Source organism: Janthinobacterium sp. SUN206 (assembly GCF_030587305.1).
GTDB classification, from domain to species: domain Bacteria; phylum Pseudomonadota; class Gammaproteobacteria; order Burkholderiales; family Burkholderiaceae_D; genus Janthinobacterium; species Janthinobacterium kumbetense.
In genome coordinates, this window is record NZ_JAPWIB010000002.1 from 301,169 (window position 1) to 315,958 (window position 14,790).

Here is a 14,790-nt window from a genome sequence, read left to right on the forward strand (position 1 = left end):
TCTATTCCCTATGCGGTGTGCGAGGTATGCCATAAAAAGGATTCTCGATTTCCTGCTTGCAGAACTGGCCTTGGGGAAGGCGCGTGGCATGCAGTTTCACTTGCTCGGCAGCAAGTGGCGCCTGCGTCTTGAAGGTTCCCAGATGTGCCTGAACTGTTCCATCGGCAAGAAAGTGCAAGAGCACGGTGGTTGGACGATCTGGCCCTTTGGCGGGCAGGATATCCACAGTGGCCTGACACCAGCGGCTTCCGGGAGAACTCTGCCTGGAAGTGCGTTCGTCATAGTCAACACTCGATTTTCCATTGTGATAGGCAGTATCGAACACCACGCTCCAGACCACGCGCACTCTCAGCGGTTTATCCACGGGACTATCCCAGATAAAACAGCAATTTCCGCTGCTGAAACGGACTTTTTCACCATTGTCCATTTCCGCCTCGCTGGCGTCGCGAAAAAAAATGGAACCTCCGCTGGGAGCTTCATCGATCTTGAATGGCATTGAAATACCCTTGAAGGTGATGGAGTAAATATCGTACGGCGTGTAGTTATATGAGGTGGTAGTGAAGGTTTTCTCGCTTAATTCCTGTTGCAAGCGATTTTCCTTTTCCTTGGAATTGCAAGCGGCCAAAATAAACAGGCACAATACGATAGAGGTCAGTTTTTTCATGTCGGGATCGCATTCATATGCTGGAAGCGGAAATTTCTTCGAGTGCAGCCCATTGCTGGGGAGTCCAGGCCAATATCCGGTCGCTGAATGACTGCGCCGTTCCCGTCGCCTGCAATGCGATGGCGGCGAGCGGGGACAGATGAAAATCGGCGCCCAGCATGAGCGACAACATGCAGTAACTTTTCAAGTCTGTGGGCGAACTGAGTCCATATGCCTGCGCCCTGCCCAGCTGTTGAAAGAAAAAGTCATAGCGCTGATCCGGAGGCAAACCGTCGAGCGCCTGCGGATCATCGCTCTCCATTTGCTTCATCAGCATGTACGGCGCTGTTCTATTCATCAGCTCGACATATTGATGTTGTGTCAAAAGCATTCGTTCACTTCCAAGGGGCACAGACTCCTCATCCTTCTCGCCAGGTACAATTTGTGGCACCCCACGCACGTCCATGTACAACCAGCCCGTGATTTCCGCGAGTGCAGCCTTGCGCTGCGCCGTTTCCAATACGTCCAGCCAGTGCGGCAGGATAAGCGGATCGTAGTAGCGCATGATCCACTCCGTACCGTCATCGTGCTCCACCTCGGTCAGCCACGTCAGCCGTTCCAGCAATTGGGGCTGGGGCCGGTCAGAAACAATCAGCGACATGAAATGGGCGCTGCCGGCAGTGCAAAGCAATTGGGCGAGCAAGGGACATTGCTCCCGCTTAATATGCCGCAACAATATCGGGCCGGCGTACAAGGCGTCTGGCTCGGCCAATTCACCTAACAAGGAATACAACTCGACGCTGTGATCGCTTGGCAAGCGGATACGGGCCAAACCATCAAACTTGGCGCCATCAATCAAGCTGTACAGGGTCACGCCCTGGTCGGCAGGATGGCTATCGAGCAGCGCAAGCAGCTGCAAGCCGCAGGCGGGGGCCCCGCCATCGTCGTCGCGCATGCTTACTCCCCCTTCGCGGCAAAGGGCGAGCCGCTCCTGGCCGCATTTAACAGACATTCCTTGCAAATACTGCGAGGCATGACCGGCAGCGGGTAGCTTGCACGGGATGGCCCCGTAAAACTCTTCTTGCCGGCATGCACCGTGATCTTGCCCGGACATTGCACGGTGATGTTGCCGCCCTCGATCGTGATGTTCGCCCCGCCCGCCGTCGACAGGCGGATGCTTTTCGCCGCCGCCCAGTCGATATGCGCGGCGGCGCTGACGATGTTGACTTCCTCGCGCGCCTGCACGTTGAGCACGTCGGCCTGCGCCTGCAGGTCGATGGCTTGCTTGGCGGCAATCAATTGCAGGCCCATATTGTTCTCGCCCGCCTTGACCACGCCGGCCAGGGCGCCGATGGCCTGGCCGCTGTGCACGCGCAACTGGCCGCCGCCGACGAACTGGGTGTCCAGGCCGCTCATCAAGGAGGTGGTTTCGCCATTTGCCAGCTGGATATCCTGGCCCGCCAGCACGCCCAGGCCGGCGCGGGCAGCGATGGCGATGATGGCGTCGCTGCTGTGCGGCAACTTGTCATCGCCGGGGCTGGTCGGCTTGCCCGCCGCGTCGCGCCTGGCGGCGGCCGTATCGTCCTGGCTCAGCATGCCGGAGACGCTGGTCAAAAACGCCGGCAAGGGCGCCGCCTTTTCGTCGAGCACGCTGGCATTCGCCTTGGCCGGCCCCAGGTGGCTGGCATACGCGACCGTCTTGTGCGTGACGGCGGCGGCGCTGAAGGTTGCACCCAGCTTGGCCGCCTGTTTGAGCAAGACCATGCCCGGTGCATTGTCGCCGGCCGGATCGCGCGCCTGCGCGTCGTGGTTGACGAGGTAGCTGGAAATCAGGAGCCCGGCGCCGGCCCGCACGGCGCCGTAAGCGTCGGTGCGCAGCTCGGCGCCCGTGCCGCGCAGGCTGCCCCGGTAATTGTCGGCCGCATGGATCAGGTGGCCAAGATTGAGCTCGCTTGCCGCATGGCTGCTCTTGAGCTGGATGCGCCCCTGCTGGTCGGTATCGTCGAACAGCAACTGGTTGTAGCCGGCGGCGCCGAATTCCTTGCTGCGGATACCCCATTGCGCCGCGCCGTTGCGGTGGCCGGCGCTGCCGCCGGCCGCGCCATGCCAGACCGGGCTGTTGCCGCCGGCCACGTTGCCCTGCGCCGACGGCGCATGGTCGCGCGCCGGCTCGAATACGCTGGCATCCGCGGGCTTGTCCGTGATGCCGCCCGGCGAGGGCGCGACGCCGCCCTCGCCCTGCCCGTTGTACAGGGCGCCGACGATGATGGGACGGTCGATATCGTTTTCCAGGAATTGCACCAGCACTTCCTGGCCGATGCGCGGCAGGAACTGGCTGCCCATGCCGCCGCCTGCCGAGCGCTGCGCCACGCGTACCCAGCAGGTGGCGCCGCCTTCCTGCTGCCAGTGGAAACGGATGCGCACCCGGCCCAGCTTGTCGCAATGGATCTCGCTGCCGCCGCTGGCGCTGGCGCTGCCGTCGGCGCCGACGACGATGGCGCTCTGGCTGCCGCGGGCCGTCGGTGCCGGATGGTGGCGCGCATCGCCGCCCTCTGGTGCCGGGCGCCATGGCGTATCAGCCGCGATCGCCTCAATATGGTTGGCATAGCCACTCTCGACCGCCTGGGCGATCACTTGCTGGACATGCGCGATATCGCGCGGCGCCAGCGCCTGGCCAGCCAGGCCTTCCTGCAGCAATTCGGGTATGGGGCCGAACAGCTCAGCCAGGCCCTGCCTGGCAGGCGCCGGCAAGTTATTCACGCCCACGCTGTACACGCGCAACACGACCAGCGCCGGCGCGTCGGCGCCGTCCTGCTGCAACGGTCCCTGCGTCAGGGTAAAGCGCGTACCGGCACGCAAGGTGCGCACGGTCGAACGCGCCTGCCAGCGTTCGCCGCGCGCTTCGAGCGCCTGCATCCGCAGCAAGGCATAGCGTTCGGCCTGGGCCGCATTGGCATAGAAATACTGGCCTGGCGTGTCATAGCTTTCCAGCGCGGGCGCGTTTTTCCCGCCCGGCGCCAGCCGCGTCGGCACGCTGGCGCTGACGGCTTTCTTGGCCTTGTAATCATAGCTGAGCACGGTCGCCACCGCCGTGCGCAAGGCGCGTGCCCGGCAGAGCGCCTGGATGGCGTCGGCCTGCTCCATGGCCCGCGCGCCATGAAAACGGATGCCGCCGCCTTGCGCGCTGCTGGCGTCTTCCGGCACCGCGCTCAAGGCGCTGCTGTCGGCGAACAGTACCAGGCAATGGCCACCCTCGTGTTCTTCGAAACGCCAGGCCAGGCCTTCTTCGCCCAGCAGACGCGTGACGAAGGCCAGGTCCGACTCGCGGTACTGGCAGCAATAGCTGCGCGGCTGCGCCTCGGCCATGAACGGCCCCGTGTCGCCGCTCCAGCGCCAGTCGGCTTGCGGCGCGTAAGCCTGAAACACGCTGTCGACGATTTCGATGACGCTCTTGTCTTGCCAGACGCGGCTGTTGCGTACCTGGCTCAACAGCCATAGCCACGGCGTCAGGCGCAGCCGGAAACGGGCCAGTCCGCCGTCGCTGCCCAGCATCGCCGCTGCGCTGACATAGCCGCTGAAGACAGCACGGCTGCCGTCGGCCAGGCTGACGTGCAGCGCGGCCCGCTTGCCCAGCAGGGGCGCCAGCGCCACATTCGCCTGCGTGGACAGCACGATGACGTCGCGCACGCCCACGGCCTGCAACTGCTCGTCGGCGACAAACGCTTCCACCAGCCACTGCGCCGTCCCGCCGTCGCCGCCGTCCAGCGACAGCTCATACAATCGCGTCACGCTGCTGAAACCCGCGAGGGAAGCGTTGACCTGAGCGGCGCTGGCGGCGCTCATTTTTCGCCTTTCACGGCAACTTGCCCGGCCTTGCATTGCACATACTCGGCATGGCCCTGGCAGGCGCGCGCGCGGCACGCGGCGGCGGCGTCGCGCTTGAGCGCCGCGCATTGCTGCAACTGGGTCCGCAGATTGGGAACGGTTTTCTTCGGCGCCGGCGCGGCCTGCGCGTGGGCCAGCAGGGCCGACAGCAGGGCGATATCGCTGTCTTCCGCGCGGCGGGCGGGCGTAGCCGCAGGCCCTTTCGCCGGCGGTTTTTTGGCTGCCGGACGGGGTGCCTTGGCCACCTGTTTCGTGACGGGTTGCGAGGCGGCGGCTGGGGGCGACGGCGTTTCCAGCGCCTTGCTCAGGACATCGCCGGGGTGCGCAGCACCCGCATTCCGGGCAGCGCCTGTGGCGGCTGTGGCGGCCGCGCCGGCATCGAGCATCTCGCTCAGGCTCTGCTGCGGTGCGGCGGCGCCGGGCGGCGCCTCGTCACGGATGCTGGCGACGACCGGCGGCGCTTCCACGGCGGCGGTGGCGACGGGCGGGGAAACCGGCGCCGCCGGCGCATCGTCGTCGCCAACCCGTTCTCCGCGCTGCCCCAGCCAGACGCCCGCTGCCAATAACAGCAGCAGCGCGCCCACGCCTCCGCGCAGGGCCAGGCTGCCGCGCCTGGCCTTCGCAGACGCGCCGGCGTGGCCACCCTCGAGCGTGCTCAGGATGCGGTTACGGTCGGCCTCCGCCTGCTGCGCCTGCGTCAACAGGCTGGGCCGGGCCGGGAGCCGGGGGCTATCGTCATGAGTTCGCAAAATGTGCGCTCCTGTAATATTTGCAAGACTTTACGCTATTCAACAAAATCATGACGCGTGCCATAAAATCAACAGTGCGCACCCTCCGCACAATTGAAAAAAGCCGCCCTTAATTATCAGTTTTGTAAGATATACTTCCAGGCAATATCCATCGCAGCCCTGTTTTTCCCGATGGACAGCACCGTTCCCCGCAGCCAAACATTTCTTGATTGAGGTTAGCGTGTTCCTACTCGCGGTAGCGCTGTATTTCATCCTGGCATGCCTGATCAGCTGGCTGATCCTGTTCCCGGCCGGGCGCGATTTCGTGCTGCACGCCGTCGATGGCGCGGAGCAGCGCCTCGCCGCCTGCCTGCAGCGCGTGGCCAGGCGCAGGCAGACGGGCATGGCCAGCCTGGGACAGCGCAGCAGCGCGCTGTGGACCCGCACTGCCGACCTGCTGCGCCGTCATTACCTGCTGTGTCTCGCGGGCGTGGCTACGCTCAGCCTGCCGACCCTGCTGGCCCTGATGGCCGACAGCAAATCCATGCTGGGCGCCTACGATGTATCGACGCGGGAAATGAATATGCAGGTCGCCAGCCTGCTGCAGGGCGAACAGCTGGTGCCGCCCGTCGACCTGCCGCCGCTCGTGTTTGCCACGGAAGAAGTGCGCCAGGAGCGCCCGCTGCTGGTATCGGCCAGCCGCAACTGGACCTTGCTGAATGTGGAATACGCCCAGCGCTTGCTGCTGGTCTTCAAGATCATGAAGGAAAAACATGGCTACGAGATGGCGCTGCTGGAAGGCTACCGCAGTCCCGAGCGGCAAGACATGTTGGCGGGCATGGGTCCCAACGTCAGCAACGCGGCCGCCTTTCAAAGCTGGCACCAGTACGGCCTGGCGGCCGACTGCGCCTTCCTGCGCAATGGCAAGCTGGTCATTTCCGAGAAGGACCCGTGGGCCATGCGCGGCTACCAGCTGTATGGCGAAGTGGCCGAATCGGTCGGCATGACCTGGGGCGGACGCTGGAAAATGATGGATTTCGGGCATACCGAACTGCGCCTGCCCGGCGTAATGAAAAAACACTGAGGGGAGCGCGTATGGCGGGTCCGGTAATCAGATTGGGCGACAAGACATCGCATGGCGGCACCGTGCTGGAAGCATCGGCGGTGAGCGACAGCGGCGGCATCGGCATGGCGCGGGTCGGCGACAAGGTCGCCTGTCCCCTGCCCGGCCATGGCGTTTGCCCCATCGTCAGCGGCGACTCCAGCTTCATCGTCGATGGCAAGCCCGTGGCGCGCCACGGCGACAAGACCAGCTGCGGGGCGCTGCTGATCGCCAGCCAGCAAGCCACCATCGACCAGGCATGACGGCCCTGCCCATACGCGGAGGAGCCCGCTGATGCGCCCCTGGTTGCGACGCGGCCTGCTGACCGTGTCCGTCTTTGCGCTGAGCTGGACGGGCGCCATCGCCTATTGGCGCGACAGCACGCGCATGCCGACGCCGGGCGAACTGGCCGGCGCCATGCTGGCGCTACCGCTGGCCCTGCTATTGATGCTGTGGCTGGGTAAAAAACTGCTGGCCAGGCTCTTGGCCGGGCCAGCCCTGGCGGCGCCGGGTCTGGCCGCGCCACTCGAGGCCGAGGCGGCGACACCTCCCGTGGCACCGCTGCCGCTGCATATCGTGGCGGCCACCCTGCGCATGCCGGGCGGCGCCACGCCGTCAGAATTGCTGGCCGCCATGCGCTCCCGCCAGGCGCGACCCGCGCTCGACGGCCAGCTGCTCGATGAAGACGGCTATCCCCTGCTGTGCGGCAGGGTGGACGGCATCGACGAAGAAGAGCAGCAGCAAGTGCTGGCCGCCTGGCTGCGCGAGCATCCGCAGGCCGGCCTGGCCAGCGAACCGTTTCCCTTCAATCCGGAAGACGTGCGCGCGCTGGCCCTGGGCGCCGAGGTGCTGGCCGAACTGGTGGACGAAGCCTTGCAGCATGCGCTGTCCGCCGGCGCACGGGCCTCGCCGGCCAGCGCGCCGCCCATGCTGCGGCTGCACCTGCTGATGCCGGCCTCGTGGAGCGCCGCCCAGCGCCAGGCCGGCGACGCCTGGCTGCGCCACCTGGCGCGCGAGCAGGGCTGGCCAGCGCAGACATTGCCGCCGCCCGCCGAATCCGCCAACCGGCCACCGGCGCCGTTTGCCCTGTTGAACCAGCTTGCCGGCCATGCCGCGCCACCGCAGCCGCCCGGCCTGTCCATCGTGCTGGCCTGCGATTCGCACCTGGGCGAGCTGCGCGTGCATGTCCTGGCGAGCCAGGGCCAGCTGTTCAGCGCCAGCCAGGCGAACGGACAGATTCCCGGCGAAGGCGCGGCCGGCCTGCTGCTGGCCATTCCTGGCGCGACGGCGTCACCGGACGAGCCGGCGCCTGTCCTGCTGCACCGCGCCGCCACGGGCGAACTGCCCCAAGGCGCCAGCCAGCGCGGCCCGGCCGACAAGAGCATGCTGGCGGAACTGAGCCGGCAGGCGCTGGCGGCAGCCGGCGAGGATGCGGCGGCCGGCATCGCGCTGGTCAGCGCCGATACCGACCAGCGCGCCAACCGCATGCTCGAACTGATGCAGTGCGCCGGCGCCATCTTGCCCCAGCTGGACCTGGGCGAGCAGGTGCTGGGCGTCGGCACCGCATGCGGCCAGTGCGGCGCCGTCACGACGCTGGCCGCACTGGCCATGGCGCGGCAGGCGGCGGCCGACGATGGCGCACACGTTTTATGTCTCAGCAACCTCGATCCACTGCAGCGCGGCGCCCTCGTCATTGGTCCGCGCGCGAAAAACAGTCACGGCACCACCTGATACAGCGACGTCCCATTCACACACCTTAACGGTTTGCACACTATAAAACTATGATGCAACGATTCTGGCACTCCCTGACTTCACGCACCAGCCTGCTCATCCTCGGCATCGCGGCCGCCATCCTGCTGCTGTTCGCCTGCGCCGTCATTTTCGACTGGCCGGCCATGCGGCTGCTGCCCTTGCTGGCCGCGGCGGCGCTGCTGGGCGCCATCGTGTGGTGGCTGCGCCGCCGCCGGCGCCGGCGCGAGGGCGCCAGCTTCAACAGCATGCTGGAGCAGCAGGCGGCGGGCGCCGCGCCCAAGGCAGGTCCGGTGCAGCGCGAGGAAACCGAAGCCATCCGCAAGCGCATGCTGGAAGCGATCAATACCATCAAGACATCGCGGCTGGGCCAGCTGTCGGGCGATGCCGCGCTGTATGAATTGCCGTGGTACATGATCATCGGCAACCCCGCCGCCGGCAAGAGCACGGCGATCGCCAATTCCGGCCTGCAGTTTCCTTTTGTCGACAGCAAGATCGTGCAAGGCATGGGCGGTACCCGCAACTGCGACTGGTTTTTCACCACCGACGGCATCCTGCTCGACACGGCCGGGCGCTACGCCATCAACGATGAAGACCGCGCCGAATGGTTCGGCTTTCTCGGCCTGCTGAAAAAGCACCGCAAGCGCGCGCCGATCAACGGCATCATCATCGCCGTCAGTATTGCCGAGCTGACCGGCAGCAAGCCCGAATTCGCCATCGAACTGGCCAAGAACCTGCGCCAGCGCGTGCAGGAACTGACGGAGAAGCTGGAAGTCCATGCGCCCGTGTACGTGGTCTTCACCAAGGCCGACCTGATCACCGGCTTCAGCGAATTTTTCCAGGATGCCGAACGCGCCGAACGCGACAAGGTCTGGGGCGCCACCCTGCCCTACAGCGTCAACAGCTCGAAACAGGATGTGCTGGAACAGTTCGACCAGCGCTTCGATGAGCTGTACGATGGCTTGAAGGACCTCAGCCTGGCCAATATGTCGCTGCTGGGACGCGAGCGCATGCCGCCCGGCGTGTTCACCTTCCCGCTGGAATTCAGTTCCGTGAAGGGATCGCTGCGCGCTTTCATCGCCACCCTGTTCGAAGAAAATCCCTTCCAGTTCAAGCCCGTCTTCCGCGGTTTCTATTTCACCAGCGCGCTGCAAGAAGGCGCCTCCGTCTCCGCCTCGTCGGAACGGGTGGCCCAGCGCTTCGACCTCAAGCCGCAGCAGCAGGAACACAAGACGGTCCAGGCCCAGGATCAGCACGGCTATTTCCTGCTGAACCTGTTTCGCAAGGTGATCTTCGCCGACAGGGAACTGGTGGCGCAATACGCCAGCCCACGCAAGACACGCTTGCGCTATGCCACGTTTTTCACCGCCATCGCGCTGGCCGGCCTGGCGCTGGGCGGCTGGAGCTGGTCCTACCTGGCCAACCGCCAGCTGGCGGCCAACGTGCAGGCCGACCTGGAGCAAGCCATCAAGGTGCAGGACCAGCGCCTGGACCTGCAGTCGCGCTTCCAGGCCCTGGAAATCATGCAGGACCGCATCGAGCAGCTGGAAGCGTACCGCAGCAAGCGGCCGCTGGCGCTCAGCCTGGGCCTGTACCAGGGGGATTTGCTGGAGCGCAAACTGCGCGAGGAGTATTTTTCCGGCCTCAAGGAAGTCATGCTCGCGCCGGTGGCGCAATCGCTGGAGTCCTTCCTCGCGGAAGTGAACGCGGGCGCCGACCGGCTGCAGCCGCTGACGCCGGCGCCGGCCGGCACGACGGCCGCCGCCACGGTCGGCACGGCAACCGCTACGGCGGTCGGTACGACAGGCCAGCCCTTCAAGGATGCCGCGCCGACGAATGTGGAGGATGCCTACAATGCCCTGAAAACCTACTTGATGCTGGGCGACAAGTCGCGCGCCGAGGCCGGCCACCTGAACGACCAGCTGACCCGCTACTGGCGCGGCTGGCTCGACGCCAACCGGGGCAACATGCCGCGCGAACAGATGATCCGCAGCGCCGAACGCCTGATCTCGTTCTATCTGACGCAGATCGACGACCCGTCCTGGCCGCAGATCGAGAACAAGCTGGCCCTGGCCGACCAGTCGCGCGACAGCCTGCGGCGCGTGGTGCGCGGCATGCCGGCGCGCGACCGCGTGTATGCGGACGTGAAGGCGCGCGCCGCCACGCGCTTCCCGTCGATGACGGTGGCGCGCATCGTTGGCGAGCAGGACAAGGAACTGGTACTGGGCAGCTACGCCATCCCCGGCACCTTCACGCGCGACGCGTGGGACAAATACATCCAGCAGGCGTTCCAGGAAGCGGCCAACCGCGAATTGCAAAGCGCCGACTGGGTATTGAAAACGGCGTCGAAGGACGACCTGACCCTGGAAGGCAGCCCGGAACAGATCCAGAAAGCGCTGGTGGAACTGTACAAGACCGATTACGCGCGGGAGTGGCAGAAATTCATCCAGGGCGTCAGCATCCGCGAATTGAACGGTTTCGACAATGCGGCGCAGGCGATGAACCGCCTCGGCGATCCGCAAGCCTCGCCCCTCAACAAGCTGATCGAGACGGTGTACCAGGAAACCTCGTGGGACAACCCTTCCCTGCTGGGCCAGGGCTTGCAGCGCGCCCAGCGCGGGGCGATGGACTGGTTCCGCGAAACGGTGCTGCGCCAGAAGCCTGCCGCCGCCGCGGCGGGCCAGGCCGGCAGCGCCATGCCGATGGGGCCAGTCGGCCGCGAATTTTCCGGCGTGGCGCGCCTGGTGGTGGCGCGCGACAAGGAAGCCTCGCCCATGCGCGGGTACCTGGCGGCCCTGTCGAAGCTGCGCGTGCGCTTCAACCAGATCAAGAACCAGGGCGACACGGGCCCCGGCGCCAAGCAGCTGATGCAGCAGACGCTCGATGGCAGCGGCTCGGAGCTGGCCGACGCGCTGAAATACGTGGACGAGCAGATGCTGACCGGCATGAGCGACCCGCAAAAGCAGGCCATCCGCCCGCTGCTGGTGCGCCCGCTGATGCAGACCTTCGCCGTCATCGTCAAGCCCACCGAGACGGAGATCAACAAGGTATGGCTGGCGCAGGTGCTCGAACCGTTCCAGAAAACCCTGGCGCCGAAATATCCGTTCGCGCCCGACTCGCGCATCGAGGCGAGCAATGCCGACATCGGCCAGGTATTCGGCCCGGAAGGCGCCATCGCCAAGTTCTTCAACACCACCATCGGCCCGCTGGTCGTGCGGCGCGGCGACGCCATCAGCGCCAGGACCTGGGCCGCGATGGGCATCACCCTGGCGCCGCCGGTGGTGGCCAGCCTGCCCGGCTGGGTCGCCCCGCTCAGCGCCAACGGTGTGGCCACGGCGGCCGGCGCCGCCGAAGCGCAGACGCGCTTCGACCTGCAGGCTTTGAGCGCGCCCGGCGCCACCGAATATACGATCGAGATCGATGGCCAGGCGCTGCGCTGGCGCGGCCAGCCGCAGCCCTGGGTGCACATGGTCTGGCCCAACCCGCAGGGCGTGCCCGGCTCGCGCATCAGCGCCATCACGCCGGAAGGGCGCACCGTGGTACTGCTGAACGAACCGGGTCATTTCGGCCTGAAGAAGATGATCGACTCGGCCAGGCGCACGCGCAAGGAGGGCGGCGTATTCGAACTGAGCTGGGAGAACGGCGGCGTCACCGTGATGGCCAACCTGAAGATCGTGGCCGCGACCGCGCCGGCCGCCACCTCCGCCGGCAACCAGGGTTTCCGCGGCCTGAAACTGCCGGAATCGGTCGTCATCGGCGCGCCGGAAACGGCCACCGCCATCGCCGGGAACACGCCATGAGCCGCCCTACCGTTACCCAGATCGGCTATTTCGGCAAGATCCCCAGCCGCGGCGACTTCATCAAGCACGGCGACAACCCGGCCCTGCTGAAGATGCTCGATGAGTGGCTGGCCAACGCCATGGAACTGATGACGGCCGATGCGCGCTGGAAGCTGACCTACGACGTGCTGCCGCCGCTGCATTTCGCCTTCATCGGCCCGCGCCGCGGCCGCGCCATCGCCGGGCATATCTCCGCCAGCAGCGATGCCTCGTCGCGCCGCTTTCCCTTCCTGATGATGGGCGCCATGGAAGTGGCGCAGCCAGCCGGCTTCGTGCCGACCAGTCCGCTTGTGCTGTCGCGCCTGTGGAACCGCCTCGATGCACTGAGCGCCGAGATGTGCGGCGCGGCGGCCGGCGCCGCGCTGCCGGCAGCCGCCGCAGGCGCCAGCATCGAACTGGACTTGCGCGGCAGCGCCTACGATGCCGCCTTCGACGATTTCCTCGGCTTGCAGACTGTGGGCGCGCTCGACGCCCTGCTGGCGCCCACGGGTTTTGGCGGTTCCGTGCGCCAGGTGCTGCTGGCCCTGGGCATGCTGCTGCAGCCCGTCATGGCCAGCAGTTCCAGCCGGCTGGAAAAAAGCCTGGAACTGCCGCTGCCGGCCGACCCGCTGTACCGCAACCTGGTGGCGGCCTTCTGGATGCACCTGATCGCCCCCTTCCTGGCGCGCGCCGACTTCGAACTGGCGCTGTTCATCACCCGCATCCGCGGCCGCCATGCGCTGGTGCTGGGCTTTTGCGGCGCCTCGGCGCAGACCCTGCACGCCATCATGGAACCGCAGGCGGCGCTGGAACACCACATCGGTTTCGACGACCTGGCCTGGGTCGAGGAACACGCCAACAGCGACTACGCCATCAAGAAAGCCTCGAGCTACCTCGCGCAGCCCAACCTGTCACTTAAATCGGCGCACGACACGTTTCGTGCCGCCTTCATCGGGACCTGATCATGCGCCACCTCCGCCTTGCCATCCTTCTCAGCCTGGTATTCGCCCCGGCCGGCGCCGGCGCGCAAAGCGCCGCCGTGCCGGCGGCCGCTGTCTCGGCGCCCGCCGCCGCCACGCCGCAACCGGGCCAGGTCCTGGCCAGCGGCACGGTGCCGGACGAAGCGGCCAAGGCGGCGGTGCTGGTGCGCCTGCGCGAATTGTATGGCGCCGACAAGGTGGTCGACCAGATCGCCGTCGGCCAGGTCGCGCAGCCGGCCAACTGGAACGCCTATGTGCAAAAACTGCTGACGGCGGATCTCAAACAGATCCGCCGCGGCCAGCTGAAGATCGAAGGCAGCGTGGTCAGCGTGCGCGGCGAAGTGGCCAACGAAGCGCAGCGGCAAAAGATCGCCAGCGACTTCGCCACCAGCCTCAATCCCACGTACACCGTCAACAACGGCTTGCGCGTGTCCGCCTCCGACCAGAACATCCTCGATGGCACGCTGGCCAACCGCACCATCGAATTCGAGAGCGGCAAGACCACGCTGACGCCGTCTGGCCGCGCCATCCTCGACGAAATGAGCGCGGCGCTGCACAAGCTGGCGGGCCGCAAGGTGGACATCATCGGCCACACCGACAACCTGGGACTGCGCGCCAGCAACCAGAACCTGAGCCAGGCACGCGCCGAGGCGGTCAAGACCTACCTGGCCGGCAAGGGCATCGACAGCGACCTGCTCAGCGCTTCCGGACAGGGCCCGGACCGTCCCATCGCCAGCAATGACAGCGCCGATGGCCGCGCGCGCAACCGCCGCATCGAATTTCGCATGGTCCAGTAAGACCGCCACGCCTCCCGCAAGCTATCCGCCCCACTGCCGAGAACACACATGATTTCAGCCGACCAGCTCCTGCTTCCCATCAGCGCCGAACAGCCATGCGGCGTCGACCTGTCCTTCTCCACCGACTTCGACGCCATCGGCCAGGCGCGCAAGTTCGACGACCCCACGCTCGACCAGGGCGAGTGGGTCACCGACCTGAAGGAAGCCGACTGGGCCTTCGTACTGCAACGCTGCGCCACCCTGCTGGGCGAAAAGAGCAAGGACTTGCGGCTCGCCGCCTGGCTGGCCGAAGCTTGCGCCAGGCAAGACCATTTGCGCGGCCTGGGCGAAGGCTATCGCCTGCTGGCGGGCCTGCTGCGCCAGTACTGGGACCTGGGCCTGTACCCGCAGCCCGATGGCGACGACCACGAGCAGCGCATCGGCAACCTGAGCTGGATCCTGGCGCACACACCGTCCCTCGTGCGCGCGATGGCGCTGACGGACAAGCAGTCGGGCGGCTGGTCGACGGTCGACTTCGAGACGGCGCGCAAGCGGGCCGCCAGCAACCAGGACGGCGTCAACGGCACCAAGCTGGTGGACATGGAGGCGGCGCGGCGCGGCACGTCGGCGCAGTTCCGCGCCGCCTTTGCCGCCGACGCCCAGTTCTGCCTGGACGCGCTGGCCGAGCTGGAACAGGCGGCCGACACCCGCCTGGGCAGGGATAGCCCGGGCTTTTCCATGGCGCGCGAGGCCCTGCAGGCGATACAGCTCGCCCTGCCTGCCGCCGCCACGGCCCTTCCTGCCTCCAGCGTCGCCGCCGCGCCGATGCCGGCTGGCGGCCAGGCGGCGGTGGCCGGCGTGCCGGCGCCGCTGCCGGCGGCGCCCGGCGAGCTGCAAAGCCGCGCCCAGGCGCTGGCGCAGCTGCGTCAGGTGGCGCAGTACTTCCGCCAGACGGAACCGCACAGCCCCGTCTCCTACTTCGCCGACAAGGCCGCCAACGCCGGCGAGCAGAACCTGCACGAATGGCTGCGCGGCGTGGTCAAGGACGGCGCCTCGCTGGCCCACATCGAGGAGCTGCTGGGCATCGCGCCCGGCAGCGGACACTGAGC

At 66.5% G+C, this 14,790-nt stretch carries 11 protein-coding genes; 7 read left to right on the forward strand and 4 right to left on the reverse strand.

Annotated features, from left to right (window positions below):
• Position 1: 1 nt before the first annotated feature.
• The 4 genes from O3300_RS14230 to O3300_RS14245 are packed head-to-tail and all read right to left on the reverse strand — an operon-like array spanning position 2 to position 5,277.
• Positions 2-664, reverse strand: a complete 663-nt coding sequence (locus O3300_RS14230; RefSeq protein WP_305053323.1) for a hypothetical protein — start codon at positions 662-664, stop codon at positions 2-4.
• A 13-nt stretch (positions 665-677) separates the two neighbouring features.
• The gene (locus tag O3300_RS14235; RefSeq protein ID WP_305053324.1) at positions 678-1,598 is read right to left on the reverse strand and encodes a DUF4123 domain-containing protein; all 921 of its coding nucleotides are present in this window, start codon (positions 1,596-1,598) and stop codon (positions 678-680) included.
• Positions 1,599-1,600: 2 nt separating this feature from the next.
• Positions 1,601-4,486, reverse strand: coding sequence for a type VI secretion system Vgr family protein (locus O3300_RS14240; RefSeq protein ID WP_305053325.1), 2,886 nt, complete (start codon positions 4,484-4,486; stop codon positions 1,601-1,603).
• Positions 4,483-5,277, reverse strand: a complete 795-nt coding sequence (locus O3300_RS14245) for a hypothetical protein (RefSeq protein WP_305053326.1) — start codon at positions 5,275-5,277, stop codon at positions 4,483-4,485. The genes O3300_RS14240 and O3300_RS14245 overlap by 4 nt, the downstream gene beginning before the upstream one ends.
• A 220-nt stretch (positions 5,278-5,497) precedes the next feature.
• Here O3300_RS14245 and O3300_RS14250 point away from each other — a divergent pair, with 220 nt between their 5' ends.
• The 7 genes from O3300_RS14250 to tssA are packed head-to-tail and all read left to right on the forward strand — an operon-like array spanning position 5,498 to position 14,788.
• Positions 5,498-6,340: a M15 family metallopeptidase gene (locus O3300_RS14250; RefSeq protein ID WP_305053327.1), complete on the forward strand. Its 843-nt coding sequence runs from the start codon at positions 5,498-5,500 to the stop codon at positions 6,338-6,340.
• 11 nt (positions 6,341-6,351) lie between these two features.
• A complete protein-coding gene (locus O3300_RS14255) occupies positions 6,352-6,621 on the forward strand; it encodes a PAAR domain-containing protein (protein WP_077402302.1) in 270 nt (89 codons plus the stop codon).
• A 31-nt stretch (positions 6,622-6,652) separates the two neighbouring features.
• Positions 6,653-8,089: a hypothetical protein gene (locus O3300_RS14260; protein ID WP_305053328.1), complete on the forward strand. Its 1,437-nt coding sequence runs from the start codon at positions 6,653-6,655 to the stop codon at positions 8,087-8,089.
• A 53-nt stretch (positions 8,090-8,142) separates the two neighbouring features.
• Positions 8,143-11,907 carry a type VI secretion system membrane subunit TssM gene (gene tssM / locus O3300_RS14265; RefSeq protein ID WP_305053591.1) on the forward strand — a complete coding sequence of 1,255 codons (3,765 nt, stop codon included), beginning with the start codon at positions 8,143-8,145 and terminating at the stop codon, positions 11,905-11,907.
• A complete protein-coding gene (gene tagF, locus O3300_RS14270; protein WP_305053329.1) occupies positions 11,904-12,887 on the forward strand; it encodes a type VI secretion system-associated protein TagF in 984 nt (327 codons plus the stop codon). Before tssM ends, tagF begins: the two co-directional genes overlap by 4 nt.
• A 2-nt stretch (positions 12,888-12,889) precedes the next feature.
• Positions 12,890-13,702 (forward strand): OmpA family protein, encoded by an 813-nt coding sequence (locus O3300_RS14275; protein ID WP_305053330.1) that lies wholly within the window; start codon positions 12,890-12,892, stop codon positions 13,700-13,702.
• Positions 13,703-13,750: 48 nt separating this feature from the next.
• Positions 13,751-14,788: a type VI secretion system protein TssA gene (tssA, locus tag O3300_RS14280; protein ID WP_305053331.1), complete on the forward strand. Its 1,038-nt coding sequence runs from the start codon at positions 13,751-13,753 to the stop codon at positions 14,786-14,788.
• Positions 14,789-14,790 lie beyond the last annotated feature (2 nt).

What these genes read in the sequence shown, in the direction of transcription:
- O3300_RS14260 (WP_305053328.1), top strand. Translation starts at nt 6,653, where the DNA reads ATGCGCCCCTGGTTGCGACGCGGCCTGCTGACCGTGTCCGTCTTTGCG.
- O3300_RS14240 (WP_305053325.1), bottom strand. Translation starts at nt 4,486, where the DNA reads ATGAGCGCCGCCAGCGCCGCTCAGGTCAACGCTTCCCTCGCGGGTTTC.
- O3300_RS14235 (WP_305053324.1), bottom strand. Translation starts at nt 1,598, where the DNA reads ATGCGCGACGACGATGGCGGGGCCCCCGCCTGCGGCTTGCAGCTGCTT.
- tssA (WP_305053331.1), top strand. Translation starts at nt 13,751, where the DNA reads ATGATTTCAGCCGACCAGCTCCTGCTTCCCATCAGCGCCGAACAGCCA.
- tssM (WP_305053591.1), top strand. Translation starts at nt 8,143, where the DNA reads ATGCAACGATTCTGGCACTCCCTGACTTCACGCACCAGCCTGCTCATC.
- O3300_RS14275 (WP_305053330.1), top strand. Translation starts at nt 12,890, where the DNA reads ATGCGCCACCTCCGCCTTGCCATCCTTCTCAGCCTGGTATTCGCCCCG.
- O3300_RS14255 (WP_077402302.1), top strand. Translation starts at nt 6,352, where the DNA reads ATGGCGGGTCCGGTAATCAGATTGGGCGACAAGACATCGCATGGCGGC.
- O3300_RS14230 (WP_305053323.1), bottom strand. Translation starts at nt 664, where the DNA reads ATGAAAAAACTGACCTCTATCGTATTGTGCCTGTTTATTTTGGCCGCT.
- tagF (WP_305053329.1), top strand. Translation starts at nt 11,904, where the DNA reads ATGAGCCGCCCTACCGTTACCCAGATCGGCTATTTCGGCAAGATCCCC.